Source organism: Planomonospora antibiotica (genome assembly GCF_014647955.1).
Taxonomy (GTDB): Bacteria; Actinomycetota; Actinomycetes; order Streptosporangiales; family Streptosporangiaceae; genus Planomonospora; species Planomonospora parontospora.
In genome coordinates, this window is sequence record NZ_BMQE01000052.1 from 1 (window position 1) to 26,389 (window position 26,389).

The 26,389-nt window shown below is 73.1% G+C and carries 23 protein-coding genes; 6 read left to right on the forward strand and 17 right to left on the reverse strand.

Annotated elements, in window-relative coordinates; translation table 11 throughout:
* The 7 genes from IEZ06_RS30435 to wecB all read right to left on the reverse strand — a co-directional run.
* On the reverse strand, nt 1–1,369 hold a 1,369-nt coding region (locus IEZ06_RS30435), incomplete at its 3' end, for a methyl-accepting chemotaxis protein (RefSeq protein ID WP_189240135.1).
* Nucleotides 1,370–1,625: 256 nt separating this feature from the next.
* Nucleotides 1,626–3,284, reverse strand: a complete 1,659-nt coding sequence (locus IEZ06_RS30440; RefSeq protein WP_229798926.1) for a methyl-accepting chemotaxis protein — start codon at nt 3,282–3,284, stop codon at nt 1,626–1,628.
* A 107-nt stretch (nt 3,285–3,391) separates the two neighbouring features.
* Nucleotides 3,392–3,754: a hypothetical protein gene (locus tag IEZ06_RS30445; protein ID WP_189240136.1), complete on the reverse strand. Its 363-nt coding sequence runs from the start codon at nt 3,752–3,754 to the stop codon at nt 3,392–3,394.
* The gene (locus IEZ06_RS30450; RefSeq protein ID WP_189240137.1) at nt 3,741–4,379 is read right to left on the reverse strand and encodes a PilZ domain-containing protein; all 639 of its coding nucleotides are present in this window, start codon (nt 4,377–4,379) and stop codon (nt 3,741–3,743) included. Before IEZ06_RS30450 ends, IEZ06_RS30445 begins: the two co-directional genes overlap by 14 nt.
* Nucleotides 4,376–5,722: a hypothetical protein gene (locus IEZ06_RS30455; protein ID WP_189240138.1), complete on the reverse strand. Its 1,347-nt coding sequence runs from the start codon at nt 5,720–5,722 to the stop codon at nt 4,376–4,378. The genes IEZ06_RS30450 and IEZ06_RS30455 overlap by 4 nt, the downstream gene beginning before the upstream one ends.
* On the reverse strand, nt 5,700–7,721 hold the full coding sequence (gene flhA, locus IEZ06_RS30460; protein WP_203872284.1) for a flagellar biosynthesis protein FlhA: 2,022 nt from the start codon (nt 7,719–7,721) through the stop codon (nt 5,700–5,702). The genes IEZ06_RS30455 and flhA overlap by 23 nt, the downstream gene beginning before the upstream one ends.
* 216 nt (nt 7,722–7,937) lie before the next feature.
* The gene (gene wecB, locus IEZ06_RS30465; protein WP_189240140.1) at nt 7,938–9,110 is read right to left on the reverse strand and encodes a non-hydrolyzing UDP-N-acetylglucosamine 2-epimerase; all 1,173 of its coding nucleotides are present in this window, start codon (nt 9,108–9,110) and stop codon (nt 7,938–7,940) included.
* Nucleotides 9,111–9,302: 192 nt separating this feature from the next.
* Between wecB and IEZ06_RS30470 the strand changes: the two genes are divergently transcribed.
* The 4 genes from IEZ06_RS30470 (at nt 9,303) to IEZ06_RS30485 (ending at nt 15,302) form a co-directional block, all read left to right on the forward strand.
* Nucleotides 9,303–10,958 carry a histidine kinase N-terminal 7TM domain-containing diguanylate cyclase gene (locus tag IEZ06_RS30470; RefSeq protein ID WP_189240141.1) on the forward strand — a complete coding sequence of 552 codons (1,656 nt, stop codon included), beginning with the start codon at nt 9,303–9,305 and terminating at the stop codon, nt 10,956–10,958.
* A gap of 209 nt (nt 10,959–11,167) precedes the next feature.
* The gene (locus IEZ06_RS30475; RefSeq protein WP_189240142.1) at nt 11,168–12,832 is read left to right on the forward strand and encodes a methyl-accepting chemotaxis protein; all 1,665 of its coding nucleotides are present in this window, start codon (nt 11,168–11,170) and stop codon (nt 12,830–12,832) included.
* Nucleotides 12,833–12,879: 47 nt separating this feature from the next.
* Nucleotides 12,880–13,968, forward strand: coding sequence for a sugar ABC transporter substrate-binding protein (locus tag IEZ06_RS30480; protein ID WP_189240143.1), 1,089 nt, complete (start codon nt 12,880–12,882; stop codon nt 13,966–13,968).
* Nucleotides 13,969–14,417: 449 nt separating this feature from the next.
* Nucleotides 14,418–15,302, forward strand: coding sequence for a hypothetical protein (locus IEZ06_RS30485; protein WP_189240144.1), 885 nt, complete (start codon nt 14,418–14,420; stop codon nt 15,300–15,302).
* 72 nt (nt 15,303–15,374) lie between these two features.
* Here IEZ06_RS30485 and IEZ06_RS30490 read toward each other — a convergent pair whose 3' ends face one another.
* The gene (locus IEZ06_RS30490) at nt 15,375–15,803 is read right to left on the reverse strand and encodes a hypothetical protein (RefSeq protein ID WP_189240145.1); all 429 of its coding nucleotides are present in this window, start codon (nt 15,801–15,803) and stop codon (nt 15,375–15,377) included.
* On the reverse strand, nt 15,800–16,036 hold the full coding sequence (locus IEZ06_RS30495; protein WP_189240146.1) for a hypothetical protein: 237 nt from the start codon (nt 16,034–16,036) through the stop codon (nt 15,800–15,802). The genes IEZ06_RS30490 and IEZ06_RS30495 overlap by 4 nt, the downstream gene beginning before the upstream one ends.
* A 557-nt stretch (nt 16,037–16,593) precedes the next feature.
* Between IEZ06_RS30495 and IEZ06_RS30500 the strand changes: the two genes are divergently transcribed.
* Nucleotides 16,594–16,965 (forward strand): hypothetical protein, encoded by a 372-nt coding sequence (locus IEZ06_RS30500; protein ID WP_189240147.1) that lies wholly within the window; start codon nt 16,594–16,596, stop codon nt 16,963–16,965.
* Between the two features lie 128 nt (nt 16,966–17,093).
* Here IEZ06_RS30500 and IEZ06_RS30505 read toward each other — a convergent pair whose 3' ends face one another.
* Genes IEZ06_RS30505 through IEZ06_RS30530 form a run of 6 tightly spaced genes read right to left on the reverse strand, consistent with a single transcriptional unit; the run spans nt 17,094 to nt 20,757 of the window.
* The gene (locus tag IEZ06_RS30505; RefSeq protein WP_189240148.1) at nt 17,094–17,573 is read right to left on the reverse strand and encodes a hypothetical protein; all 480 of its coding nucleotides are present in this window, start codon (nt 17,571–17,573) and stop codon (nt 17,094–17,096) included.
* 9 nt (nt 17,574–17,582) lie between these two features.
* Complete coding sequence (locus IEZ06_RS30510; RefSeq protein WP_068903974.1) at nt 17,583–17,945, reverse strand: response regulator; 363 nt, start codon at nt 17,943–17,945, stop codon at nt 17,583–17,585.
* Between the two features lie 5 nt (nt 17,946–17,950).
* Nucleotides 17,951–18,424: a chemotaxis protein CheX gene (locus tag IEZ06_RS30515; protein ID WP_189240149.1), complete on the reverse strand. Its 474-nt coding sequence runs from the start codon at nt 18,422–18,424 to the stop codon at nt 17,951–17,953.
* Nucleotides 18,424–18,819 (reverse strand): response regulator, encoded by a 396-nt coding sequence (locus IEZ06_RS30520; protein WP_196470351.1) that lies wholly within the window; start codon nt 18,817–18,819, stop codon nt 18,424–18,426. Before IEZ06_RS30520 ends, IEZ06_RS30515 begins: the two co-directional genes overlap by 1 nt.
* On the reverse strand, nt 18,816–19,658 hold the full coding sequence (locus IEZ06_RS30525) for a CheR family methyltransferase (protein WP_189240150.1): 843 nt from the start codon (nt 19,656–19,658) through the stop codon (nt 18,816–18,818). The genes IEZ06_RS30520 and IEZ06_RS30525 overlap by 4 nt, the downstream gene beginning before the upstream one ends.
* Nucleotides 19,659–19,662: 4 nt before the next feature.
* Nucleotides 19,663–20,757 carry a protein-glutamate methylesterase/protein-glutamine glutaminase gene (locus tag IEZ06_RS30530; RefSeq protein ID WP_189240151.1) on the reverse strand — a complete coding sequence of 365 codons (1,095 nt, stop codon included), beginning with the start codon at nt 20,755–20,757 and terminating at the stop codon, nt 19,663–19,665.
* A 215-nt stretch (nt 20,758–20,972) separates the two neighbouring features.
* Here IEZ06_RS30530 and IEZ06_RS30535 point away from each other — a divergent pair, with 215 nt between their 5' ends.
* Nucleotides 20,973–22,181 carry a sensor histidine kinase gene (locus IEZ06_RS30535; protein WP_229798929.1) on the forward strand — a complete coding sequence of 403 codons (1,209 nt, stop codon included), beginning with the start codon at nt 20,973–20,975 and terminating at the stop codon, nt 22,179–22,181.
* On the opposite strand, the gene IEZ06_RS30540 is transcribed toward IEZ06_RS30535, so the two are convergent.
* A complete protein-coding gene (locus tag IEZ06_RS30540) occupies nt 22,118–23,482 on the reverse strand; it encodes an MFS transporter (protein ID WP_203872285.1) in 1,365 nt (454 codons plus the stop codon). The two genes, IEZ06_RS30535 and IEZ06_RS30540, sit on opposite strands and share 64 nt — an antisense overlap.
* Nucleotides 23,483–23,835: 353 nt before the next feature.
* Nucleotides 23,836–26,280 (reverse strand): putative bifunctional diguanylate cyclase/phosphodiesterase, encoded by a 2,445-nt coding sequence (locus IEZ06_RS30545; protein ID WP_189240153.1) that lies wholly within the window; start codon nt 26,278–26,280, stop codon nt 23,836–23,838.
* Nucleotides 26,281–26,389 lie beyond the last annotated feature (109 nt).

The window sequence follows — 26,389 nt, forward strand, 5'->3', positions numbered from 1 at the left end:
CCGCGACCGCGCTCTCGGTGTCGGCCTGGATCGCCTCGACCCGCTTGGAGATGTCCTCGGTCGCCTTGGCCGTCTCCTGCGCCAGGTCCTTGACCTCACCGGCCACGACCGCGAAGCCCTTGCCCGCGTCGCCGGCGCGGGCGGCCTCGATGGTGGCGTTCAGCGCGAGCAGGTTGGTCTGCTCGGCGATGGACGTGATCGTCTTGATCACGGAGCCGATCTCCGCCGACGAGGCGCCGAGCTTGGCGACGGTCTCGTTGGTGGAGGTGGCCACCGTGACCGCCTTCGAGGCCACGGTGGCGCCCTCGTTGGCGTTGTGCGCGATCTCCCGGATGGAGGCGCCCATCTCCTCGCTGCCGGCCGAGACGGTCTGCACGTTCTGCGAGACCTGGGCCGCGGCGGCGGCGGCGCTGCCGGCCTGGGTGGAGGCCTCGTCCGCGCTGGCGGCGATGCGGTCGCTGACGCCCGACAGCTCGGTCGAGCTGGCGGCCAGCGTGTCGGCGCTGGTGGCCAGCTCCTCGATGGCCCGCCTCATCGAGCCGGTGGCCTGGTTGACCGCCACCGCCATCTCGCCGGTCTCGTCGCGGGAGGTCACCTCGACGGTCCGGGTCAGGTCGCCCTTCGCCATCAGATCCAGCACCCGCAGGACCGGCTGCAGCGAGCGCACCATCTGGCGGCCCACCAGCCTGGACAGGCCCAGCGCGAAGACCAGGCCGAGGCCGAGCAGCACCAGGACCGTGGTGCGGGCGCTGTCGTAGTCGGTGGCGCCGGCGGCGGCCATCCGGGTGGCGTGGTCCTGCTCCATCTTCTTCAGGTTGAGCATGGAGTTGTTGATCTGCCCGGACAGCTCGGGGTACCGGCCCATGTCGGCCTGGGTGTATCCGGCGGGCGGGGCCTCGCCCATCAGGCCGACGTTTCGCAGGACCTGGTAGTCCTTCCAGGCGTCCTGGAAGGAGGCGATGTTCTTCTGCACGTCCGCGGCGTCGGCCGGCGCGATGGCCTTGTACGCCTCGAACGCCGTCGTCGCCTGCTCGGTGAACTCCTTGACCATCGCGGTGTACTGCTGCTTCTCCCGCGCGTCAGCGGTCATGGCCAGCGGGACGCTCACTTCCTGCATGTTGGCGAGGGCGGTCCAGACGTCCCCGATCCGGGCGACCCTGTCGTTGCTCTGCGCCATGGTGCGCATGCTGTCGTTCATGTCCGCCAGCCGGATCAGCCCGGCCACGCCGATCATCCCGGCGATGGCGGTCATCAGGAGCATGGTGATGGTCACCTTGGTGCCGATGCGGCGATCGGCGAACCACCCCAGCAGCGGGTTGCGGCGCACGGTCACCACGGGCCGTGCGGTTTCGTTCAGGTGATCGGTCACGATCAGGTCCTTTCCAGCGCGAGACCGTGGGCTGCGGGGGCAGCGGAAGTCATAGGAGTTGCGTTCTCTCATCGGCATCCGGAGGCGGTCCATGAGGCGACGGACCGGCCCCGACCAAGGCGGACCGCCCCGCCGTACGGATGAGGGTCGCCCGCCGTAGAGGGGCTGGCGGAACGGAGGCGGCCCCGGTTCGCGTGAACCGGGGCCGCCGTGTCGATCCGGATCGGTCCGGCGCCGTCAGGGCACCGGACCGGTGTCAGTAGCGGAAGCCGGAGACCAGCTGGTGCAGCCGGGCCGACAGCCCGGCCAGCTCGGCCGCGGCCCGCTGGCTCTCGCTCACGCCCTCGGCCGTCACGTGCGCGGCGTCGGCCAGCACCGAGATGTTGGCCGCGATGTCCGCGCTGCCCTGCGCGGCCTCGGCCACGCTGCGGTTCATCTCCCCGGTGGTGGCGGTCTGCTCCTCCACCGCCGAGGCGATGGTCAGCTGGTAGTCGTTGATCTTGCCGATGATCTCGCTGATCTCGGCGATGGCCGCGACCGCGCTCTCGGTGTCGGCCTGGATCGCCTCGACCCGCTTGGAGATGTCCTCGGTGGCCTTGGCCGTCTCCTGTGCGAGGTCCTTGACCTCACCGGCCACGACCGCGAAGCCCTTGCCGGCGTCCCCGGCCCGCGCCGCCTCGATGGTGGCGTTCAGGGCGAGCAGGTTGGTCTGCTCGGCGATGGACGTGATCGTCTTGATGACCGAGCCGATCTCCGCCGACGAGGCGCCGAGCTTGGCGACGGTCTCGTTGGTGGAGGTGGCCACCGTGACCGCCTTCGAGGCCACGGTGGCGCCCTCGTTGGCGTTGTGCGCGATCTCCCGGATGGAGGCGCCCATCTCCTCGCTGCCGGCCGAGACGGTCTGCACGTTCTGCGAGACCTGGCCCGCGGCGGCGGCGACGTTGCCGGCCTGGGTGGAGGCCTCGTCCGCGCTGGCGGCGATGCGGTCGCTGACGCCCGACAGCTCGGTCGAGCTGGCGGCCAGCGTGTCGGCGCTGGTGGCCAGCGCCTCGATGGTCTGGCGCAGGGAGTCCCCGGCCTGGTTGACCGCCACGGCCATGGTGCCGACCTCGTCGCGGGAGGCCACCTCGGCCCGCTCGGTCAGGTCGCCCCTCGCCACCGCGTCCAGGACGTGGGAGACCGCGGCCAGCGGACGGACGATCAGCCGCGACACCACGAGCGCCAGCCCCAGCGCGAGCAGCAGGCCGCCGGCCAGCAGCGCCAGGATCAGGGTGCGGGCGCTGCCGTAGCCGTCCTCGGCCGCGGCGGTCACCGCCTCGGCGTCGGCCTCCTCGAACTCCGCCAGCTCCTCCATCGCGGTGTTCATCTGCGTGGAGGCCGCGACGAACTCGGTCACCACCTGGACGGTCTCGGTGGGCATGGCGAACCCGGCCGGAGGCTTCTCCCCCATGAAGGCGACGTCGCGGAGGGTCCGGTACTTCTCCCACGCCTCCTCGTAGCCGGTCAGGGTCTTCTGCCAGGCCGCGGAGGCGGGGGCGTCCTCCTTGTAGTCCGCGAACGCCTCGCCGACGTTCGCGGTGTACTCCTTCATCAGGTCCATCGCCTGAGCCTTGGTCGCGGGGTCGGTGATGGCGACGAAGCCCGTGGTGGCGTCGTACATGTTGGCCATCTGGCCGCGCAGCTCGGTGAGGTGGAGCACCCGGTGGACGTTGACCTGCTTCATCGACCTCAGGTCGTCGTTGAGGTCGCCCAGCCGGCTCAGCGCCACCGTGCTGACGCCGGCGCCCATGACGGCGACGACGCCCACGGAGGCGAGGATCTTGGTGCTGATGCGGCGGTCGGCGAACCACCCCAGCAGGCGGTTGCGGTTCGCGCTCACGACGGGGCGCGCGTTGTCTACGGACGTGCCGGTCACGTTCAGGTCCTTTCCAGTGCGAGACCGAGAGCTGCTGGGATTGCCGTCAGACAGCCATCTCGGTCTCCCATCGGCGGCCGGACCCGGGAGATGAGGGATCGCGGGCGTCAGCCCCGGCCGTCTCCCGCGGTCAGCGCCGCGACCGGCGCGGGCGGGAGCTCGCCCGCGGGGGCCGGGACCGCCGGCGGCGGCTCCGTCCTGTCGGCGGCGCGGCGGCCGGGCGAGTGCACCCGGTCGACCGACACGGTCATGGCGTCGTCCTTCTCACCGGTCTCGGACGCAGCATCGGTCCCGTAGGAGGCGACGACCCGGCGCAGGGTGCCGATCATGAGGGCGCTCACCACCACCGCGATCAGGTAGCGCGTCAGCGCCGTGGCGACGTCCAGGTCCTGCAGCACGAAGGCGCGCCACAGCGCCGGCGCGTCGAACAGCAGGGCCAGCAGCAGCGTCGGCAGGCTAGTCACCGGCATTGGCGGCCGCCGTCCTGCGCGCGCGGATCTGCATGTTCATCACGTACCGGCGGATGATCTGCGCCTGCGCCTCCGGCGGGTCGTAGATGACGACCGCCACGACGGTGTCGCTCCCGGCCTCCGAGACGGTCAGCACGTTGCCCGCCAGCGCCACGAGGTTGTCGTCCAGCACCATCTTGACCATCACGTCCTGCTCGGCCGAGAGCCCGGTCGCGGCCCCCTGGCAGCGCGCTCCGCGCTCGGAGATGTCGACGAACCGGCCGTGGAACACCTCCCGGCCGCTGGCGAGGTCGAGCAGCCGGACCGGCTCTCCTCCGGCCACCCGTACGGCGTTGCGGCGGCTGAAGTAGTCCACGGTGCCCTCGGCCTCGATGGCCCACAGGACGACCCGGTCGCGCACGGACGCGGTGAACGTGCCGGGCGCGGTGTACAGGCCGCGGGGGCCGGTCCAGCGCACGAACACCTCCTCGCCGGGTTCCGGCACGTCGATGTCCCCGGCGCCGCGCGGCGCGGCCACCATGAGGATCAGCCCGTCGGTGTCCTCCACCCGCGTGGGGTAGACCCTGCCGTCCTGCAGGGCGATCTCCACGAGGGAGTTGACGTCGGGCAAGCTAACGGATGTCACGACTGCTTCTCCTCCAGCCGCTCGCACAGCAGGGCGGCCCACGCCGGCGCGGTGCCGGGCCGGTCCGCGAGATAGGAAACGGGGATGTCCAGGTCCAGGACGCTCGCCGGGTCGCCCGTGGCGGCCACGGCGTTCACCGCGATGGCGTCCACCTTGCCGAGCGTGCGCAGGTGGCGCGCGGTGTCGGCGGTCTTGCGGGTCGCGTCGACGACCGCCCACACCGCGGTCGCGCCGAGCGCGTCGGCGACCGCGCGCGACCACTCGCCGTTGCCCTGCTCCGGGGTGGAGTCCACGACGACGACGTAGGGCACGTTGTCACGGTGGATCTTCCGCGCCCTCTGCTGGGCGGACCTCGGGCCGTTCAGCAGGCGCGTGTTGTGGATGCCGGTCCCGGCGGTGGAGCGGGCCGCCAGCAGGACCTGCGCGGGGCCCACGTTCAGCAGGCGGGCGGCCTTCTCGGCCACGTGCAGGGCGGCGTGCGCCTCGCCGACGATGACGAGCACGTCACCGGCGCCGCGCGGCGGGGCGGGCGCCTCGGCCAGTCCGGCCAGGGCTCGCTTCACCGCGGTGTACATGTCGGAGCCGACGGCCTGGCGCGCCATGCGCGCGGGCAGGCCCAGCTCGGTGAGCGCCTGCTCGAACGGCCGCTCCTGCTCGACGACGGGCGGCTGGAAGGCACGGGGCACGACCGCGCCGGACCGCTCCGGCCCGGCCGCCGGCGCCACCGCCGGCGGCTGGTAGGCGCGGGCCAGCAGGGCGCCGGTCCCGCCGGTGTCGCCGTCGCGCTGCAGGGAGGCGAGCATGTCGGCGAAGGCCCGGTTCTCGGTGCCCGTCTCGACGACGAAGTCCTCCGGCACGAGCGGCACGGCCGGCGCGGCCGGCGCGGCCGGCGCCGCGGGCGCGGCCGGTGCGGCGGCGTGCGTCGGGACGTGCGCCTGGGCGGGGACGGCCTGCGCCAGGTTGAGGGAGACGCTCGGAGCCGCCGCGGCGGGGCGCTGCGGCGCGGGCGCGGACGCGGACGCGGGGGAGCCGGTGCGGGAGCCGGTGAGGCTCAGCCTCCGCTCCTGCTCCTCCGCCTGGGCCAGCAGGGCCGTCATCGGGTCCGCGGCCGCGGCCGGTCCCGTGGGCGCCGCCGGGGGCGCGGGCGCCGGGGCGGCGGGACGCTCGGCCGGGTCGGGCACCTCGACCGTCAGCTCGTAGCGCTGGCGGGCGAAGAACCCGGCGAACCCGCCGGTGCGGACGCGGTCGGCCGACACGATGGAGACGCCCGGCCCGTGCTCATCGCGGACCTGGGACAGCAGCTCCTCGATGTCGGATCCCTCAAGCAGCAAGCGCTTCGGCATCGGTCACGACTCCCAGGGTTTCCACGCGGAACGGGCATTCCGCGATCTCGGCATAGGACAGGAGGGGCAGGCGGGGCGCGCCGAACTTCAGCAGGCGGCGCAGGGGCATCCGGAGCTGGGGCGAGCAGACCAGCACCGGGCTGACGCCCTGCTGCTCGGCGGCCTCGGAGAGCTGGGCGGCGTGGCCGATCACGGCCTCGGCGCGGGCGGTGTCGAGGATCAGCTGCACACCGCTCTCGGTGGGCCGCAGCGACTCCAGCAGCGCGTGCTCCAGCCGCGGGTCGAGCGTCAGCACCGGCAGCCCGCCGTCGGCGGCGTGCCGGGCGGCGATGGCCGGCCCCAGCGCGGAGCGGGCGGCCTCGTAGAGCGCGTCGGCGTCGGAGGTGTTCTTGCCCGCCAGGGACAGGGCCTCGAAGATGCGGACCAGGTCGCGGATGGAGACGCCCTCGTCGAGCAGCGACTGCAGGACCGTCTGGATCTGGCCCAGGCTGAGCAGCGACGGGGTGAGCTCCTCCACCACGATCGGGTGCGTGCGCCGTACGACCTCGACCAGGGCGCGGACGTCCTCGCGGCCCAGCAGGCGGCTGGCGTTGGCGCGGACGATCTCCGACAGGTGGGTGATGATGACGGAGGCGCGGTCGACGACGGTGGCGCCGGTGAGCTCCGCCTGGTGGCGCAGCTCGGCGGGGACCCACTTGCCCTCCAGGCCGAACACCGGCTCCTGGCCGGCCCGGCCGGGCAGGGCGTCCAGCCCGTCGCCGATGGCCAGCACGGTGCCGGGCGGGGCCTGGCCGCGGGCGACCTCCACGCCGTTGACGCGGACCACGTACGTCGACAGGGACAGGTCCAGGTCGTCGCGGGTGTGCACGGGCGGCATGATGACGCCGGTCTCCAGGGCGATCTTGCGGCGCAGCGCGCGGACCCGGTCGAGCAGGTCGCCGCCGGCGGCGTCGACCAGGTCGATGAGGTCGGGGGCCAGGGCCAGCTCGAGCGGGTCGACCCGGATCTCCCCCATGAGCGACTCGGGGGAGTCGGGCGCCGGTCCGGCGAGCGCGGCGGGGTTCTCCTCGTCCTCCTTCTCGGCCGGCGCGGCGGGCACCCGCTGGGCGAGGAACAGCACGGTGCCGCCGATGAGGAGGAAGGGCAGCTTGGGCAGGCCGGGGATCAGGGCCAGGGCCAGTGCGGCGCCGCCGCCGATCTGCAGGGCCCGCTTCTGTGCGCCGAGCTGGCCGGTCACCGTGCTGCCCATGTCGCCCTCGCCGCTGGCGCGGGCGACCATGAGGCCGGTGGCGACCGAGAGCAGCAGGGCCGGGATCTGGGAGACCAGGCCGTCGCCGATGCTGAGCAGGCTGTAGGTCTCGATGGCCTCGCCGGCCGGCATGCCCTTCTGCACCACGCCCACGGCGAAGCCGCCGACGAGGTTGATGAAGGTGATGATGATGGCGGCGATGGCGTCGCCCTTGACGAACTTCGAGCCGCCGTCCATCGAGCCGTAGAAGTCGGCCTCGGCGGTGACCTCGTGGCGGCGCTTGCGCGCCTCCGCCTCGTCGATCAGGCCGGCGTTGAGGTCGGCGTCGATGGCCATCTGCTTGCCGGGCATGGCGTCGAGGGTGAAGCGCGCGCCGACCTCGGCGACGCGCTCGGCGCCCTTGGTGATGACGATGAACTGGATGATGACCAGGATCGTGAAGATCACGATGCCGACGATGAGGGAGCCGCCGACGACGAAGTGGCCGAACGCCTCGATGACGTTGCCGGCGAACCCGTCGAGCAGGACCAGGCGGGTCGCGCTGATGTTCAGGGCCAGCCGGAACAGCGTCAGGACGAGCAGCAGCGCGGGGAAGGAGGAGAACTCCAGCGGCCGCTTCACGTTCATGCTCACCACGACCACGATCAGCGCGATGGTGATGTTCGCGGCGATGAGGAGGTCGAGCAGGACCGTCGGCAACGGGATGACCATCATCACGACGATCAGGACCACGCCGATCGGAACAGCCATCTGGCTGATTCCCCTGGGCAATGCGGTGCCCCCTCCGCTGCTCGCATGGAACGTCCGGCCGGTCTGCTCCGTGGCCGCGCACGCCGTCCTGGCGAACTCCCCCATCGGCCCCCGCCGTACGGTCCTGAGGATTTCCGCCCGTACGGCGGACGGAAAAAGGCAAACCCGAACAGCCGCGACGCCGGTGGGCGCGCCGCGGCTGGGCCGGGGAGAGGGTCAGGCGACGGCCAGGCCGCCCTCACCGGACTCGGTGGACCGCCCGGCGCCGGCCAGGTCGAGGGCGAGGCGGTTCACGACGCGCTCGGCCGCCCGCCCGTCCCCGAACGGGTTGACGGCGGTCGCCATCCGCTCGTACGCGGCGCGGTCGTCGAGCAGGCGGTGGGCGGCGCCGACGACGTCCGCCGGCTCGGTGCCCACCAGCAGCGCGACGCCGGCGTCCACCGCCTCGGGCCGCTCGGTCGTGGTGCGCAGCACCAGCACCGGCTTGCCCAGCGTCGGCGCCTCCTCCTGGACGCCGCCGGAGTCGGTCAGGACCAGGTCGCAGGCGGCGAGGGTGGTGGCGAAGTCGAAGTAGTCCAGCGGCTCGACCAGCTTGACGTGCGGCAGGCCGTCCAGGACGGGCAGCAGCGCCTCCCGCACGGCGGGGCTCTTGTGCAGCGGGAGCACGATCTCCACGTCGGGCCGTCCGGCCAGCTCCCCCAGGGCCTCGGCGATGCCGTGCATGGTGTCGCCCTGGTTCTCCCGGCGGTGCAGGGTCACCAGGACCCGCCGGCGGGAGGTGGCGAACGCCGACCGGCCCTCGCCGCGCTCCAGCACCCACAGCAGGTTGTCGATGACGGTGTTGCCGGTGACCTGGATGTCGCCCGCGGGCACGCCTTCGGCCCGCAGGTTCGCGGCCGAGCCCTCGGTGGGCGCGAAGTGCCAGCGCACCATGGGCGCCACCAGGCGGCGGTTGAGCTCCTCGGGGAAGGGGTTGCCGATGACGCCGGTGCGCAGCCCCGCCTCCACGTGCGCGACGGGCACGCCCTCGTAGAAGGCGGCCAGGGCGCCGGTCATCGCCGTCGTCGTGTCGCCCTGGACGACCACCACGTCGGGCTTGTCGTCGCGTACGGCCTCGCCCAGGCCGCTGATCAGGCGGGCCGTCAGGCCCGACAGCCGCTGCCGGTCGCGCATGACGGCCAGGTCGCGGCTGCTGTCCATGCGCAGGCGCTGCAGCATCTGGTCGAGCATCTCGCGGTGCTGGCCGGTGGAGATCACCGCGGGTTCGAACAGCGGGGACGCGCTCATCGCGCGCAGCACCGGGGCGAGTTTGATCGCCTCCGGCCGGGTTCCGAGGACGAGGGCCGCGCGGATGCGGTCCCCTCGATGGGGGAGATGGGTCGCGGGCATCGGCGGGGGACTCCTGACCTTCGGTGACGTATCGCGGAGACCCCTGGCCACGCGGGTGGCGGCCACGGGGATCCCGCGCCTCCGATCGGCCGGGAACGCGCCGGGCTTAGCCGGAACCCTCAGATCCGTCCGTGGCCGCGCCGATGGGGGATGCACGTCTGTCACGCGCCGGGATACCAGGAAGGTGGAGGAATGAGGGGAATGGAGGGAGTCGTCTTCGTCCTGCTCTTCTCGCTGTCCACGATGGTGGCCTGCGCCGTGGCGGTCATCGCCTGGCGCCGCCGGCGCTCGGCACCCGCGGTCGGCACGGTGGCGGTCGTCTCGGCGAGCACCGCGGTCTGGTCCGGCACGGCCGTGTTCGGCCGTCTGGTCCCGGTCCCGGAGCTGGTCGCGCTGACGGGGGCCGCCGCCATGATCGCGGTGTCCGTCATGACCTCGGCGTACCTGTGCCAGTCCCTGGCCGTGGCCGACCGCGGCTGGCGGCTCTCGCGCCGGATGGCGCTGTGGCTGTCGGTCGAACCCGCGCTCTTCGCGGTCGTGCTCCTGACCGACCCCTGGCACCGGCTGGTCATCGCCTCCACCGGGCTGGACGGCGCGGGGAACATCGTGGTCGGCTTCGGCCCGCTGTTCTGGGCGCACACCGCCTACGGCGCCGCCCTGGTCCTCGCCGCCACGGCGCGGCTGGCCCGCGCCTGGCTGCACGGCCCGCGCTCCCAGCGCCGGTTGCACGGGTTCGTGCTGTTCGGGAACGTCCCCTCCGCGCTGGGCGGCGCCGCCAGCCTGCTGGGGGTGACCGGAGCGGTCGAGGCGGCCCTCTTCCAGGCGGTGGCCCCGCTCGGGTTCTGCGTCAGCGCGGCCCTGACCTACTGGGCCCTGGCGCGGCTGTCGCTGCACGAGCTGGTGCCGGTGACGCGCACCCACCTCTTCGACATGATCAGCGACGTGGTCGTCACGGCCGACGGCTCCGGCCGCGTCCTGGACGTCAACCCGGCGGCCGCCCGGCTGGCGCGGCGGCTGACCCCGGACCTGCCCGACCGGCTGGTGGGACTCCCGATCACGGCGGTCCTGGGCGGCATGCCGGTCGCGGACCGCCTGGAGGACGGACTGGAGGTCAGCCTGACCGTCACCGACGCCCGGGACCGCACGGTGGACCTGGACATGCGGGTCAGCGCGCTGAACGACAGCCGGGGCGAGCCGGTGGGCTGGGCGGTCGTGGCCCGGGACGTGACCGCGCTCAACGACCAGCGGCGCGAGCTGCAGGAGACCAACGACCGCCTGCACGAGCAGGTCGCCACGATCGAGGCGCTCCGGGCGAACCTGGCCGAGCAGGCGGTGCGCGACACGCTGACCGGGCTGCACAACCGCCGGTTCCTGATGGAGTCGCTGCAGCGGCAGATGCGGCTGGCGGCGTCCGAGGGGACGCCGCTGAGCGTGGCGCTGCTGGACATCGACCACTTCAAGCAGATCAACGACCGCTACGGGCACGGGGCGGGCGACCAGGTGCTGGCCCGGTTCGCCAAGCTGGTGAGCGGGCGGATCCGGGCCGACGACGTGGTGGCCCGCTACGGCGGCGAGGAGTTCGTCATCGTGCTGCCCGGGGCCACCGGCGAGCAGGCCCTGGAACGGGTGGACGCGCTGCGCGCGTGGGTGGCGGCCGGGCGGATGCCTGCGGCGGGCCGGACGCTGACGGTGACGTTCAGCTCGGGGGTCGCGACGCTGACCGGCAAGCAGAGCCCCGAGGAACTGCTGCACGCCGCCGACGAGGCCCTGTACGAGGCCAAGCGGGCCGGCCGCAACCAGGTGAAGCTCGCCGTGGCGGAACCGGACCCGTCCGCCGCCGCCGCCTGAGCGCCCGGCCGCTCGTGCGGGCCGCCGCGTCCGCGGCGGGTGCCGGCGAGCCGCGGCGGATCACCCCGGGTCGCGGCGGGTCACGGGTCGTTGCCGATCCGCAACCGACCGTACATGAGAAAGGCTCAACTCACGCGCTCCGCGCCCGATGGGCCGACTGCCACCGGCATGGCCGGCGGCAGGGATCTTCTCGGAGGGACATCGCGCCGATGAACCACGCGTCAGGCGGGCGGACGCGGCAGGAGACCGCGCCGTCCGCGAAAATGCCGCGGCGCAGGGCCGTCCTGCGCACCGTGGCCAACCTGCCGATCTCACGGAAGCTGCTGCTGCTCGTGGCGCTGGGCTGCTCGGTCGCGACGGTCGTCGTCGCGGTCGGCCTGTCCGGGCTCGGCAGCGTCGACCAGCGCGTCGAGGAGATCTACCGCGGCAACCTGGAGCCGTCCGCGCAGCTCTCGAAGATCAACTCCGCGGCGCTGCAGGTCCAGAACAACATCGCCAACCTCGCCCTGTCCGACGGGCCGGTGGCCCGCAAGTCCTTCCTCGACGGGATCGAGAAGGCCGACGGGCGGCTGACCGAGGCGCTGGAGACCTACCGCACGTCGGTCAGCGAGGACGCCCAGCGCGAGCTGGTCGACCGGTTCGACATCTGGTGGACGGCCTACCGCGCCATCCTGGAGAACCGCCTGCTCCCGCTCGCCGACTCCGGCGCCGAGGCCGACTTCCAGCAGGCCTTCCTCGGCGACGGGCAGACCACCAGCGCCAACGCGATGGCGGCCCTGGAGGAGCTGCTGCAGTACGAGCAGACCAGCGGCGCCGCCGCGGCGGCCGCGGCGCACTCCGCGCACGACACCGCGCGCAACCTCATGCTCGCCGCCCTCGTGGCCGGCCTGCTCGTCGCGCTCGCGCTCAGCCGCTACATCTCCGGCCTGATCGTCAAGCCGCTCCGGCGGATGCACAAGGTCCTCCAGGCGCTGGCCGGGGGCGACCTCACCGCCCAGGTCGAGACCGCGCAGCGCGACGAGGTGGGCGAGATGGCCGAGGCCCTGGCGGTCGCGACCGCCAGCACCCGCGACGCCGTCCGCGCGCTCGGCGAGAACTCCGAGGCGCTGGCCGCAGCCGCCGAGGAGCTCGCGGCGATCAGCTCGCAGATGGGCGCCAGCGCCGGTGAGGCCTCCGGCCGCGCCGAGGGCGTCGCCGACGCCGCCAACCAGGTCAGCGCGCACGTGGCGGCGGTCGCCGCCGGCGCCGAGGAGATGGGCGCGTCGATCCAGGAGATCTCCCGCAACACCGCCGAGGCCGCCCACGTGGCCACCCGCGCGGTGAACATCGCCAGGTCGGCGAACGACACGATCGCCAAGCTCGGCGCCTCCAGCGCGGAGATCGGCGACGTCGTCAAGACCATCACCTCGATCGCCCAGCAGACCAACCTGCTCGCGCTCAACGCCACCATCGAGGCCGCCCGCGCCGGCGAGTTCGGCAAGGGCTTCGCCGTCGTGGCGCAGGAGGTCAAGGACCTCGCCCAGGAGACCGCGAAGGCCACCGAGGACATCGGCCGCCGGGTGCAGACCATCCAGGCCGACACCGGCGCGGCGGTCTCCGCCATCAGCGAGATCACCGATGTCATCGCCCAGGTCAGCGAATACCAGGAGACCGTGGCCGCCGCCATCGAGGAGCAGGCCGCGACGACCCGGACGATGAGCCGCAGCGTCGCCGACGCCGCGGCCGGGTCCAGCGGCATCGCCGCGAACATCGACGGCGTCGCCGACGCCACCGGCATGGCCGGCCAGGGCGTGGCCAGCACCACCGAGGCCGTCAGCGAGCTGGCGGGCATGGCCGCCCGGATGCGCACGCTCGTGTCGCGCTTCACCTACTGATCCGGCCGGCGAGCGGTTCCCCAGGCCTCGAACGGAGACGACAGACAATGCGCAAGTACCGACGTGTGACGGCCGCGGCGGCCGCGGCCCTGGCCGGGACGATCCTGACCGGCTGCGGCGTCCTGCCGGGGGCCGGCGGCGACGAGCCCGCCGCGGCGAAAGCGGCCGGACGGGTGGCCCTGCTGCTGCCCGAACGCGCCGCGAGCCGCTACGACGCGGCGGACGCGCCGTACTTCTCGCAGCGGCTCAAGCAGCTCTGCCCCGGCTGCGAGATCGACTACCGCAACGCCGGGCAGGACGCCGACGGGCAGCTGGCCCAGGCCGAGGAGGCCCTGGAGGAGGGCGCCGAGGTGCTGGTGCTCACGCCGGTCGACAGCGCCGCGGCCGCGGAGATCGTGAAGAAGGCGCACGACCGCGACGTGCCGGTCATCTCCTACGACCGCCTGGTGCTCGGCACCGACGTCGACTACTACGTCTCCTTCGACAACGCGAAGGTCGGCCGGCTGCAGGCCGAGTCGCTGCTGTCGGCGCTCGGTGGCAAGGCGGGCAGCGGCGAGATCCTGTGGATCAACGGCTCCCCGACCGACAACAACGCCACCCTGTTCAAGCAGGGCGCGCACGCCACGCTCGACGGCAAGGTCCGCATCGCGGCGGAGTTCGACACCCCCGAGTGGAACCCGGACAACGCCGAGGCCTGGACCGCCCGCACCCTGCCGTCCCTGCGCGGGCGCGACCTGGTCGGGGTCTACGCGGCCAACGACGGTACGGCGGGCGGTGCCATCGCGGCGATGCGGGCGGCCGGGCTGCCGGCCGTGCCCGTCACCGGGCAGGACGCCGAGATCGCCGCGCTGCAGCGCATCCTCGTCGGACGGCAGCACATGACCGTCTACAAGGCGGTGCGGATGGAGGCGGAGAAGACCGCCGAGCTGGCGTTCGCGCTGCTGCGCGGCGAGGAGCCCAAGGCCGGCGCCACGGTGGACAACGGCGCCGGAGCGGTGCCGTCGATCCTGCTCGACCCGGTCACCGTCACCAAGGAGACCATCAAGGAGACCGTGGTCAAGGACGGCTACGTCACGCCGGGCGCGCTGTGCGCCGGCGCCTACGCCGACGCCTGCTCGGCGGCCGGCATCGGCTGACCCGCCCACCCGGGGCCGGCCGGACGCCGGCCTTCGCGCCCGGCCAGCCGGTCACCCGGTCGCCTGACCGGCCGGTCACCGGGCCGGTCGGCCGGGCGCGGAGGCCGGCGGAGCCCTGCGGAGACGTACGGGGATCCGCGCCTGCCCGGCTCCCGGCCGGGCAGGCGCCGCCGGTCTGGGGCCGGACCCCGGGCCGGAGCCTGACCGGAGTCCTTCCCCGCAGGCGGTCCGCGGCCCGCCCATCCGGAGAAAAGATGACGACTCAATTGCATAAATCATTGATCGTCACGCTATTTACCTCTTCACACACTTTGCCGGATCCGCTGGACCGGTGTCAGGCCCGACCGGCGGTCCTGTCGGCGCCCCGTCGGCCCTCGCGGCCCCCGTCGTCCCGCCGAGGCGGGAGCCCCGGGTGGCGTCCGCCCGCTTCCGTCAATACAGTATTGACGGTGCCCACCAGAACGGTCCGGACGGTGCCGGAGGCCGAGGCGGCCCGCCGCGTCGAGGAGATCATCGAGCGCCGGGTCCGGTGCGGCGACCCCGACCGGGAGAAGCTGGGTGACGAGCCGGTGGAGCTGGTCGCCTACCTCGTCGCCCACCGGCGGGTGTCCGCCGAGGTGCTCCGGCGCGACGTGCTGGACGCCCTGGTCCTGCTGGAGTACGCCCGGCGCGCGGTGCCGGTCCTGCCCGGCCGCCTGGACCGGCTCGAGCACCGGGTCCTGACCCTCGGGATCGAGGCCGGGCTGAGCCTGGGAGAGCTGGCGGCCCCTCTGGGCCTGCGCTCACGCCAGGCCGTGCAGCACCGCCTGCTGCGCCACGCGGCCGCCGAGCGCGGAGCGTCCCGCAGCGAGGTCGCCGAGCGGGCCGCCCGCCGCGCCGAGGCCCGCGAGCGGGCGTGGCTGGACCGCCACGGCGCCGACCTGCTCTCCTGCGCCGGGCGGCTCCTCGCCCACCGCGACCTGCTGGCCGGCGCCGCCGCGGCCGGGGACCCCGGCTCCGAAGCCGTGAACACCGCCTTCGACGCCTCCCCGGCCGGGGCACCCGCCTCCGAGGCCGGCGCCGAGATCGCAGAGGCCTTCGACGAGCTCGCCGAGTCGCTCTCCCGCGTGCCCGCCGGGCCCCGGGACCCCCACCACGCCGCGCGGTACGTCACCCGGACCCGGCACCTGGCCGCCCGGCTCCGCCTGCTCCTGGCCGACCTCGCCGCCGCCGGAGCCGCCGCGGCGGTCCCCGCCGGCCACCCGGTCCACGCCCTGCTGGCCCGGACCGCCCGCCTGGCCGCCGCCCACCAGTCCGCCGCCGCTCCGCCCCCACCGGCCCGTTCCCGCCCATGAGCCACGGGCGACGTGCCCAGCCGGACACCGGTGGCCGCCCGCGGCCGGTCCGCAGGCGGGTGAGGAGGGGCCTCAGCGCCAGCCGGTGGGAACGCCCGGGACCGCTTTGCGGTAGACCTCCGGGTGCTCGGTGATGATCGTCCAGTCGTACAGCGGGTCGGGCTGGTTGCGGCGCTCGACGGCGGCCCACAGGGCGTGACCGACCGACAGGTCGTCCACTCCCGCCAGCTGGCAGACCGTGCCGATGTCGCGGGCGGTGACCCGGCCGACCTCGTCGAACATCTCGGGCTCACCGAGCACGGAGACCAGGCCGATCAGGCGGTCGCGGGCCGGGCCCGGTACGGCCTCCCGGTAGGCCTGCGCCAGGACCAGGGACGGGATCACGATCGGGCGTTCGGCCTCCAGCGCCGCGCCGATCATGGCGGCGGTGTAGACGTCGCCGGACAGGTGCAGCCGGACGGTGCTGGCGTCCAGGACCAGTCCGGGGCCCAGAACGCTCACGCGGACTCGGGCAGCTGCAGGAACGAGCGGATGCGCGCCATGGCGGCCCGGTCCTCCTCGCTCTCGTCGAGCCGCGGCCTGCCGCCGATGCTGGCGTAGTAGGCGCGCATCCTCAGATCCTTGTCCACCCGGGCGCGCACGGCCTCCAGGACGTAGGCCGAGAGGTTGCCGCCGGCCAGCTCGCGCACGTGCGCCTCGAGGTCTTCGGGCATCGCCACGCTGATTCGGTTCATACGCCAAGCATACGATCTGCATACCGATCGCGCCGGGTTTCCAGGAGGGCGTCCGGCGGCGTGCGGGCGTCTCCGGTCATCGTGCCCCGATGACCGGAGACGCCCTTCCCGATGTGAGCACGGTACTGTCCCGCAGCGACCATCTCACATCAGATGTGTCTATCAGTGCCCATGTGTGCACAGCAAGTGACCATATGAGCAAGATGGACAAACGTCGCCCGGCGCGTTACCTGAGAGTAATCGCCATACCGGGACAGAACGCCCGGGCGGTACCGCCCGGCGGGGGCGGCAGAACGTCGCTCATCCCCTTGCCGCACTGATTTCAGCCGGTCAGAGCCCACCTGATGACACCTGCGCAGCAATGAGCGATTAGGCAACGCTCGCGATCTTAAGTCGCTTTTAGTATCTACTACATTACTCTCCGTGTTTGAGAAGAGAGTGGCGGGTATGGGGCGTTTGGGTCCAACGACAGCCGGCCGCCGGACGGCCGGGTGGCGCGGGATCCGACGTGAGATCCGGTCCAGAAGAGGGCCGGACCGAGAAAGGAACCCACTTTCATGAGCAAGACACTGTCTCGCATCGTGTTCACGGGAGCCGCGGCGGCCGCGCTCGTGCTCTCCGCCTCGTCCGCGGCCCTGGCGGGCGGCGGCGGCGGCGGCTACGGCTGCGGCACCGGCTGCGGTGGCGGCGGCAACACCTTCTACCAGAACAACCGCTCGGTGGCCGGCCCGTACGGAGCCTCCAACGCCAACATCAACACCGGAACCGGCGGCGGCGGCTACGGCGGCGGCTACGGCGGCGGCTGCGGCTACAACCCGTGCGGTGGCGGCGGCTACGGCGGCCACGGCGGCTCCTTCTACAACGCCAACCAGTCGGTGGCCGGCCCGCAGGGCGCCGCCAGCAACAACGTCAACAGCGCCGCCCGCTAAGGCCGCTGAGACGATAGTGGATCACTCTCTGTAAACATGGGTGAGGCCCCGCCCGGCACTGCCGGGCGGGGCCTCTTGGCGCTTCCCGCGGCCTCCCGCCGATCGCGGCGGAACGGCCGGCCGGACGCTCAGCCGGCCAGGGAGAGCCAGAACTTTCCCGAGCCGTATCCGGCGATGTCGACCTTCAGATCCAGCCGGGCCCCGAGGGCCAGCAGGCGGCTGGTGGCGTCCGCTGGGGCCGCCTCACCGGGCATGTACGCCTCGTACAGCTTCAGGTGCGGCAGGTCCTGCTGGTTGAGCAGGCCCGTCAGGATGTTGCAGATCTCCCGGACGTTGTCGGACAGCATCGGGGTCAGCTCACCGTCCTCGATGGACGCCTCGGCGCCGCCCACCGGGATGAGACCGATGGCCGCCCCGGCGAAGGAGGCCAGCTTGAGGTCGAAACCGACCACCGCCGTCAGCTTCCGCGAGTTGTCGACGTACAGGGCCACGACCGCCTTGCGCAGGTTCTCGGCGACGGCGGGGTCGGTGATGCCCACCGTGACGCCGCGACCGAGCATGTCCTCGAACAGGTCCTTTATGGCTTTTGGCGCCGGAAGTGTCGACATGAAGGGCCTCTACCCCAGGATCGGGCCGAGTACGTCGGCGAACGTCTCCGCGGTGAACGGCTTGGTGATGAGGAACAGCGCCCCGGCCTGCTCGGCCATCTGCTTCATCTCGTCGGTGCCTTCCGAGGTGACGAAGCCGAACGGCACGTTCACGCCGCCCGCGCGCAGCGCGCGCAGCACCTCGATGCCCGTCATCTCGGGCATGTTCCAGTCCGACAGGACCAGGTCGGGCTTCTCGGAGATCGTCAGGTCGTGGGCCTGGCGCCCGTCGGCCGCCTCCACGAGGTCGTGACCGCTGAAACCGGCCTGGCGGAGGGTGCGCGTGACGATCTGGCGCATGACGCGGCTGTCGTCGGCGATGAGGATCTTCATGGTGCCTAGGCTCCTTCCCCGGCGGACTTGCTGGTCCACACGCTGATCGCGATCTTCTCCTCCTGCCAGCTGCCCTGCAGGCGGCAGACCTCCACCGCCGCGGGCCAGCGGGTGTTGCCCGCGGACTCCCCCGTCACCACGTGCGGCAGGGAGAGCAGGGACCCGTCGGGCAGCAGGCTCTTGACGTTCCCCCCGATGACGTTGACCAGCTCGCCGACGGCGTCGGCGATGTCGTCAGGGGTGACCTCGTCGTCCCCCATGCCGAGCAGGGCCGCGCTGGACAGCTCGGCGGCCCGCTCGGAGAAGGTCATGACGACGTGCCCCTCCCAGGCGCCCGTCACCGAGACGGCCGCGATCACGTGGGGTGACGGCGGGGCGTCGGGCGACGGGAGGAAGGGATTGACTCCCTCGGGGTCGAGATAGGACAGCCAGACCTGCTCGGTGATGGCGTGCAGGTCGTCGGTGGTCGGAGCGCTCATTACACGATTCCACTCGGTACGAGGCCCAGCAGGGCCAGCTTCTCGGCGATGGCCTCAGGCGTGAACGGCTTGATGACGTACTCGTGCGCCCCGGCCGCGAGCGCCCGGACGATCTGCCCGTGCTCGCTCTCCGTGGTCACCATCATCAGCGTCATCTGCCGGTAACGCTCCTGCGAGCGGACCGCCGTGACGAACTCCAGTCCGTTCATCACCGGCATGTTCCAGTCGATGAGCGCCACCTGCGGCATCGGATCCACCGTCTCCAGCAGATCAAGTGCTTCCTTTCCGTTTCCGGCCTCGTGTACCTCGAAGCCCAGCTGCGTGACGATGCGACGCAGAATGAGCCTCATCGCCCGGCTGTCATCGATGATCATTGCCGTGGGCACGATGATCACCCCTTCCTTGTCGCGCCGACCGGCGCAGTCGTGGCGGCGCGCGGCCGGTAGGCCGACGCGCGTCCGGCGACGACGCGTTCGAACCCGTCGTCGATGCCGATGGTGGTTTCGGCGGCGCCGAGGAACAGCCAGCCGTCGGGGCGCATCAGGCTGCGGATCCGCCGCAGCACCGAGCGCTTGGTCTCGAGGTCGAAGTAGATCAGGACGTTGCGCAGGAACACCACGTCGAAGGGGGCCATCTGCGGCAGCGGCGCCGCCAGGTTCACCTTCTGGAAGGAGATGTTGCGGCGCAGCGCCTCGGCCACCTGCCACTCCGTGCCGACCCGGTCGAAGTACCGCACCAGCATGGGCACGGGCAGACCGCGGTTGACCTCCAGCTGGCTGTAGCGGCCGGCCTTGGCCCGCTCGATCATCTCCGTGGAGATGTCCGTCGCGACGATCTCGTACTTGCCGGCCCGTACGGACTCCTCCAGCAGCATGGCCAGGCTGTACGGCTCCTGCCCGCTGGAGCAGGCGGCCGACCAGATCCGCAGCTTGTGCTGGGGACCGCGGCGCTCCGCCAGATCCGGGACCACGCTGTCGGTGAACGCGGTGAACGGTTCGCGGTCACGCAGCCACGAGGTCTCGTTGGTGGTCAGCGCGTCGACGATCTGGTCGGCGAGCACGCGCTCGCGCTGCGCCCGTGCGACGAACTCCGACACCGAGACGGTGCCCGTCCGCCTGGCGAGCGGCAGCAGCCGCGCCTCCACCAGGTATTCCTTACCCGATTCGAGGACGATCGCCGCCTCGCGCCGGACGAGCCCGCTCACGAAGGCGAACTCATGTTGGGTCAGAGCCATCGGGTCATCCTCGGGACCTGGCCATGCGGCCGCCGGCCACACGACTGATTAGATGCTGGGAAATCTCGTGCAGGGGAAGGATCGAATGGGCCAGGCCTGCTCCGGCCACGGCGCCGGGCATCCCCCAGACGACCGAGGTCGCCTCGTCCTGGGCGACGATCTCGGCGCCCTTGGAGACCAGGACCTCGCTGCCGCGCTTGCCGTCCTGGCCCATGCCCGTCAGGATCAGGCCCAGGGTCGAGCCTCCGTACGCCTTGGCGACGGAGCGGAACAGGACGTCCACGGCCGGGCGGCAGAAGTTCTCCGGCGGCCCCTGCTGCAGGTGGGTGACGACCCCGGCGCCCCGCCGCGCCACCTCCAGGTGATAGTCGCCGGGGGCGATGTAGACCGTCCCCGGCGCGAGCGTCATCTCGCCCTGGGCCTCGACGACCTTCAGCGGGGAGGACCGGTCGAGCCGCTCGGCGAACATCTTGGTGAAGACCTGGGGCATGTGCTGCACCACGACGACCGGCACGGGGAACGTCGCGGGAAGCGCGTTGACCACCTTCGCCAGGGCGTCGGGCCCGCCGGTCGAGCAGCCCACCGCGACGATGTCGGGCGTACCGGTACCGGCGCCGGCGCCGGCGCCGCCCGCGGTGCGGGGAGGCGGCGGCGCGAGGCGCGGAGCCGGTCTGACCGCTCCGCGCGGCGGCGCGCCCGTCCTGCAGAGGGCGTGGATGCGCGGGATGATCTGCTCGCGCACGCTCTTGATGGACTCCGAGACGCTGCCGACGTTGGCCGGCTTCGTCACGTAGTCGCTGGCGCCCGATGCCAGGGCCTCCAGGGTGGCCGACGCTCCGACCGAGGTCAGCGTGCTGAACATGATGACCGGGAGCCGGGGGTGGACCTTGCGGATCTCCTTGATCGTGGTCAGTCCGTCCATGACCGGCATCTCGATGTCGAGCGTGACGATGTCCGGCTTCAACATGTCGATCTTGGAGAGGGCGACCTTGCCGTTGGGAGCGGTGCCCACCACCTGGATGCCGGGATCCGCGCTCAACGCGTCGACGATCAGGCGCCGGACGACGACCGAGTCGTCGACCACGAGAACCGATACCACGCGAGGCCTCCTGTGTAAGAAGCGGGACACGTCTCACCGCCCGCCCGTCGGGTTTCCTATCGACAGGCGGGGCAATGGGCTGAGGATTCACCGTGCTTCCTCGGCGCCGGATACGGCCGCTCCGGGGCCACCTCCTCCGCGGTGACGTTCAGGTAGCGAGATACTACGAATAGTTATCATCCGAGAGGGCCGGGGTGCGAGGCGGGGGCGTGGCGATGCGGGCGAGGTCCCGGTGGGGGTCCCTGTGGGGCGAGGGGCCCGAGGTCGCCGCGCGCCAGGCCGCCCTGCTGTACGCGCTGGCCGGGACCCTGGTGCTGGTGCTGGCCGTGACGGGCCTGTTCGCCCGGACCGGCACCTCCTCCAGGGCGACCACGCTGCTCACGATCGCCGCCGCCGACCTGGTCTGCGCGGCGCTCGCCTGGTTCCTGCCCTGGGCCCGTTTCGGCCCCCGCTCGCCGTACGTGCTCTGCGTGCCCGCGCTGGCGATCCAGGCCTGGGCCACCTGGACGTTCGCCGGGCTCGTCGCCGGGACCGGGCCCTTCCTGATGCTGCTGTTCGCCTGGGCGGGGCTGCACCTGCCGGTCCGGGCCGTACTGGCGCTGGCGGTTCCGGCGACCCTGGCCTACCTGATGCCGCTGCTCGCTGTAGACAGCGGGCCCGCCGCGGTCTACAGCACCATGCTGCTCATCCCGGCGGTCGTGGCGGTGGGGGTGATCATCTCCCGGCAGGCCGCGCACCAGCGCCGGGCCAACGAGCGGTTGCGGCGGGCCGAGCAGTGGCGCGCCGCCCTGACCTCGACCCTGGCCCACGACGTCCGCTCCCCGCTGACCTCGGTGCGGTTCGCCCTGGAGTCCGTCCGCGACGAGGCCGGCGACCTGCCGCCGGAGGAACGGCGGGCGCTCGTCGCCGTGGCGCTGCGGCAGGCGGCCCGGATCCGGCGGCTGGCCGACGGGCTGCTGGACGCCGACCGGGTCGACTCCGAGGGGGGCCTCCGGCTCGACCTGCGGCGGGTCCCGCTGCGCGAGACGGTCCAGGAGGTCGTGGACGACCTCGGCGCGCCGGTCGAGGTCGACGTCGGAGAGGACCTGACCGTGCCGGCCGACCCGCAGCGGCTGGAGCAGATCCTCCTCAACCTGCTCACCAACGCGGTCCGCCACGGCGCGCCGCCGGTGGCGGTGAGCGCCGGGCGGGCCGGGGGAACGGTCCTCGTCCACGTGCGCGACCACGGCCCCGGGGTCCCCCAGCAGCGGCGGGACGCGCTGTTCTCCCGGTTCGGCGCCACCGGCGACGACCCGCAGTCGGTCGGTCTCGGCCTGTGGATCACCCGTGAGCTGGCCCGCGCGCACGGCGGGGACGTGCGCTACACCGACACGGGGGAGGGCGCGTGCTTCACCGTCATCCTGCCCTCGGGCGATCCGCCCTGAGGGTCCTGCGGCGGCCGCGGTGCTCCCCGGTGTTCGGGCACCGGCGCCTCCGACGCCCTCCGGAGCGCGCGGGCCGGTGCCGCCGGGATCCCCCGGTGCCCCAGCGCGCGGGCCAGCGCCACGGCGGCGAGGACCGTCACCACCGAGGTGACCACGCCCGCCAGGACGAGGGCCGCCCGCGGGCCCGCGGTGTCGCTGAGCATCCCCAGCAGCGGGCCGCCGACCGCGCCGGAGGCCGCCCCGACCATCGACTGCGCGGCCAGCACGCGGCCCCGCATCTGCGCGGCGGTGCCGAGCTGCGCGCGGGTGCTGACCGTGGTGTCGAGGACCACCGCGCCGGCCGCGATCGGCAGCAGCACGACCGCGAAGGAGAGCAGGCCCGGCATGACGCCGCTGAACGCCTGCCCCACGCTGGTGAGGCCCGCGGCCGCGAACAGGATCGGGAACGTCAGCTGCGGCCGCGACGCCGCGTACAGGCCGCCGGCGACGGCGCCGACGGCGAAGACGACCGACAGGACCCCGTACCCGGCGGCGCCCGCGCCCAGCGGGCCGTTGCTCATCGCGGCCATGGTGACCTGGTAGTTGCGGCCCAGGGCGCCCAGCACGAAGGCCATGCCGAGCAGGACGAGCAGCCACCGGGTGCCCCCGATGTAGCGGAGCCCGGCGGCGATCCCGGCCTCCTGCGCCCCGGCGCGCGGCAGGGGGTGCAGCTCGCCGCGGCGCATGGCGGCGATCGCCGCCATCACCACCGCGAAGCTCAGCGCGTTGAGCGTGAAGAGGGCGCCGGTGCCGGCGACGGGGATGAGGACGCCGGCGGCGCCCATGCCGAGGATGCGCCCGCCGGAGCTGATCACCGAGCCGAGGGCCAGGGCGTTGGGCAGGTCGTCGGGGCCGACCACCTCCGCGCCGAAGCGCCCCAGGGCGGGGCCGTCCAGGGCGGAGACCACGCCGCCGAGGAGCGCGACCGCGTAGACGGGCCACACGCCGTCCGCGCCGCCGAAGGCGATCCCGGCCAGCACCGCGGCGAGCAGCCCGTGCAGGGCCTGGGTCGTCAGCAGCAGCGGGCGCGCGGGCAGGCGGTCGGCCAGGGAGCCCCCGGCGAAGGCGAGCAGCACGGTGGGCAGCGACTGCAGGAAGAGGCCGAACCCCAGGCTGGTGGCCGAACCCGTGATGGACAGCAGCAGCCAGTTGACGCCCAGCACCTGCATCCAGGTCCCGGAGACCGACAGGAAGTCCGCGCCCGCCCACAGGCGGTAGTTCCGGTGCCGCAGGGCACGCAGCATTTCTGGGGTTCGGGGCACGGTGACGCTTCCTCGGTCGGATCCTCGCGGAGAGAGGGCTCGTCGCATGCGCCCCGCCCCGTCACAGCGGGGTGGGGCGGCCCTGGGCCCGGTGGCGCGGTGCCGTACGGCACGGCGCCCCGGATCCGGAGCGGTCCGTCCTCCGCAGAGCCGATCGGCAGGCGGGGACGGAGCCTGAGGAGCTGAAAGGTTGCGGCGTCAACAATTGACGGGCCGCGTCCCGGCGGGAACGCGGCCCGCAGCCGACCGGGCCCCGGTCCGCGGCCGGCCGGGCGCGCGGTCCTTCAGCCGACCGGGCCCTCAGCCCGCAGCCGACCGGGGTCCGGTCCCTCAACCGACCGGGGTCCGGTCCCTCAGCCGGCCAGCAGGCCGCCGACGCGGCCGGACCGGTCGAGGCCGGTGCCGCCCGCCAGGAGGCGGTCCAGGTCCTGCGCCGGCAGGGGCTTGCTGAACAGGTAGCCCTGGCCCAGCGGGCAGCGCATGTCGCGCAGGAACTCCTCCTGCTCGACGGTCTCCACCTTCTCCGCCACGGCGGGCAGGTCCAGGCTCTCGCACAGGCCGATGATCGCCCGGGTCAGGGCGTGCCGCTGGCGGGAGGCGGTGTCGGTGCCGGCCTCGTACCCGGTGAAGGCACCGTCGATCTTGACCACGTCGACCGGCAGGTGCTGCAGGTAGGCCAGGGAGGAGTAGCCGGTGCCGAAGTCGTCGATGGCGACCCGCACGCCGTAGGTGCGCAGCTCCGACAGGTACTCGATCACCCGGGCGGTCTCCTGCTGGCCGGTGGCCAGCAGCGCCGTCTCGGTGATCTCCAGGATGAGCGCCTCGCCGGGCAGGCCGCTGTCGGCCAGGGCCTCCAGCACCGTCTCGACGAACCCGGGACGGTGCAGCTGGTGCCCGGAGACGTTGACGTTGACGGCGATGCCGTACCGCTCGTGCCAGCGGCGGGCGTCGAAGCAGGCGCGGCGGAGCACCTGCACCCCGATCGGCACGATCAGGCCGGTCTCCTCGGCCGTCGGGATGAACGCGTCCGGCGGCACGATCCCCTCGGGGGAGTGCCAGCGCAGCAGCGCCTCCACGGCGTGCACCTCACCGGTCCGCAGGTCCACGACCGGCTGGTAGTTCAGGACGAACTCGTCCCCGTCCAGGGCCCGGCGCAGTCCCTCGGCGATGCGGACCCGGTCGAGCCGCTCCACGCGCAGGCCCTGGTGGAACACGCTGATCTGGTTCCGGCCGGCCGCCTTGGCCGCGTACAGCGCCAGGTCGGCGTCGCGCAGGGCCTCCTGCGCGTCGGCGGACTCGGCGATCATGTACAGGCCGACGCTGGTGGTCACGTGCAGGGCGTACCCGCCCACGGTGAAGACCTCGGCGACCGCCTCCACGACCCGCTCGGCGATCTCCCCGGCCTCGGCCGCGGTGACGTCCTCCAGCAGGACGGCGAACTCGTCGCCGCCGAACCGGGCGAGCGTGTCGGCCTCCCGCACGATCTCCCGCAGGCGGCGGGCCGCCTGGATGAGCAGCTGGTCGCCGACCGGGTGGCCGTAGCCGTCGTTGACGTGCTTGAACCCGTCCAGGTCCAGCAGGAGCAGGGCGTGCCGGGCCGACGCCGAGCGCCGGGCGGTGGCCTGCTCCAGGCGGTCGTTGAACAGCGCCCGGTTGGCCAGCCCGGTCAGCGGGTCGTGCATCGCCCGGTGGCTGATCAGCTCCTGCAGCGCGCTCTGCTCCGCCGCCGCCCGCGACAGCTCCGCGGCCTGCTCGTCCAGCAGGAGCGCACGCCGCTGCGCCGCGCTGGTGCCCACGACCAGCCGGATGATCAGGAAGGCGGACAGGCCGGTCAGCAGCGCCAGCGGGACCGCGATGTCGGCGCGGGTCAGCGTCACCGGGCCGGGCCCGAGGCTGATCAGGAAGGAGACCGGTCCCGCGCAGGCGATGCCCAGGAAGACGCCGCCCCGCATGACGGTCAGGGCGTTGCTGGGCAGGGCGTCCTGGGCGCCGGTCATCGACGGGTGCAGCGCGGCCGTGCCCATGAGGACGAGCCAGAGCAGCCAGGCCGTACTCCCCACGACCTCGGCGCCGGAGCCGTCCAGCAGCGAGATGCCGGGGTTCCCGTCGCCCACGAGCGTCGTGGTGTACACCGCGTCGGCGACGAGCAGGGCGGTGAACCCCTGGCTGAGCAGCACGTAGGAGATGCTCTGGTTGCCGTAGCGGAACCAGAGCCGCGCCCCCATGAAGACGATGACCATGTCCAGGCCCAGGTAGAGCAGGGCCGTCAGGTGGTCGGCGTCGCCCAGGCTGCCGACGCCGAGGTACGGGTTGAAGATCAGCGTCCAGTACAGGAACGCGATCCCCATCACGATGACCACCGCGTCCAGCGTCACCCCGCCGTTGCCGGCCCGGTCCGGGCCGCGCTGCAGCCGGCCCAGGCCGAGCGCGACCAGCGGGTACATCGGCACGTAGAGCAGGTCGACCCAGCGGGGGACCGCGGCGGCGTCGCCGGCGGCCACGTACCAGCCGGTCCACAGCAGGTCGGACACGGCCCAGACCGCCACCCCCGCCGTCATCAGCCACCAGGCCGGGGCCGCGGGCGGGCGGTGCCGCCGGATCCCGGCGACCATCGCCGCGACCGCGGCGAGCGGGACGGCCTCCCACAGCAGCTCGCCCACCCAGCCCGGCGTGACGACCACGACCGCGGCCGTCACGCACCCGAGCAGGGCGAAGAGCAGCCAGGAGGGGGGACGGAGGGGTCCCCGTCCCCGCCGGTGGCGCGTGGCGCGCCTCGGGGAGGAGGCGTCTGGCTGCATCGTCTTCTCCTGGCGTGCGACGGTGGGACGGGCGGTGCTGCGGGTGCCGGGGAGGGGCGCTCCGGGCAGGGGCCCTTCCCCCATCGGTACGCGCGGGGGTGATCTGAGC

What these genes read in the sequence shown, in the direction of transcription:
- IEZ06_RS30445 (WP_189240136.1), bottom strand. Translation starts at nt 3,754, where the DNA reads ATGCCGGTGACTAGCCTGCCGACGCTGCTGCTGGCCCTGCTGTTCGAC.
- IEZ06_RS30455 (WP_189240138.1), bottom strand. Translation starts at nt 5,722, where the DNA reads ATGCCGAAGCGCTTGCTGCTTGAGGGATCCGACATCGAGGAGCTGCTG.
- flhA (WP_203872284.1), bottom strand. Translation starts at nt 7,721, where the DNA reads ATGGCTGTTCCGATCGGCGTGGTCCTGATCGTCGTGATGATGGTCATC.
- wecB (WP_189240140.1), bottom strand. Translation starts at nt 9,110, where the DNA reads ATGCCCGCGACCCATCTCCCCCATCGAGGGGACCGCATCCGCGCGGCC.
- IEZ06_RS30470 (WP_189240141.1), top strand. Translation starts at nt 9,303, where the DNA reads ATGAGGGGAATGGAGGGAGTCGTCTTCGTCCTGCTCTTCTCGCTGTCC.
- IEZ06_RS30475 (WP_189240142.1), top strand. Translation starts at nt 11,168, where the DNA reads ATGAACCACGCGTCAGGCGGGCGGACGCGGCAGGAGACCGCGCCGTCC.
- IEZ06_RS30480 (WP_189240143.1), top strand. Translation starts at nt 12,880, where the DNA reads ATGCGCAAGTACCGACGTGTGACGGCCGCGGCGGCCGCGGCCCTGGCC.
- IEZ06_RS30495 (WP_189240146.1), bottom strand. Translation starts at nt 16,036, where the DNA reads ATGAACCGAATCAGCGTGGCGATGCCCGAAGACCTCGAGGCGCACGTG.
- IEZ06_RS30500 (WP_189240147.1), top strand. Translation starts at nt 16,594, where the DNA reads ATGAGCAAGACACTGTCTCGCATCGTGTTCACGGGAGCCGCGGCGGCC.
- IEZ06_RS30505 (WP_189240148.1), bottom strand. Translation starts at nt 17,573, where the DNA reads ATGTCGACACTTCCGGCGCCAAAAGCCATAAAGGACCTGTTCGAGGAC.
- IEZ06_RS30510 (WP_068903974.1), bottom strand. Translation starts at nt 17,945, where the DNA reads ATGAAGATCCTCATCGCCGACGACAGCCGCGTCATGCGCCAGATCGTC.
- IEZ06_RS30515 (WP_189240149.1), bottom strand. Translation starts at nt 18,424, where the DNA reads ATGAGCGCTCCGACCACCGACGACCTGCACGCCATCACCGAGCAGGTC.
- IEZ06_RS30525 (WP_189240150.1), bottom strand. Translation starts at nt 19,658, where the DNA reads ATGGCTCTGACCCAACATGAGTTCGCCTTCGTGAGCGGGCTCGTCCGG.
- IEZ06_RS30535 (WP_229798929.1), top strand. Translation starts at nt 20,973, where the DNA reads ATGCGGGCGAGGTCCCGGTGGGGGTCCCTGTGGGGCGAGGGGCCCGAG.
- IEZ06_RS30545 (WP_189240153.1), bottom strand. Translation starts at nt 26,280, where the DNA reads ATGCAGCCAGACGCCTCCTCCCCGAGGCGCGCCACGCGCCACCGGCGG.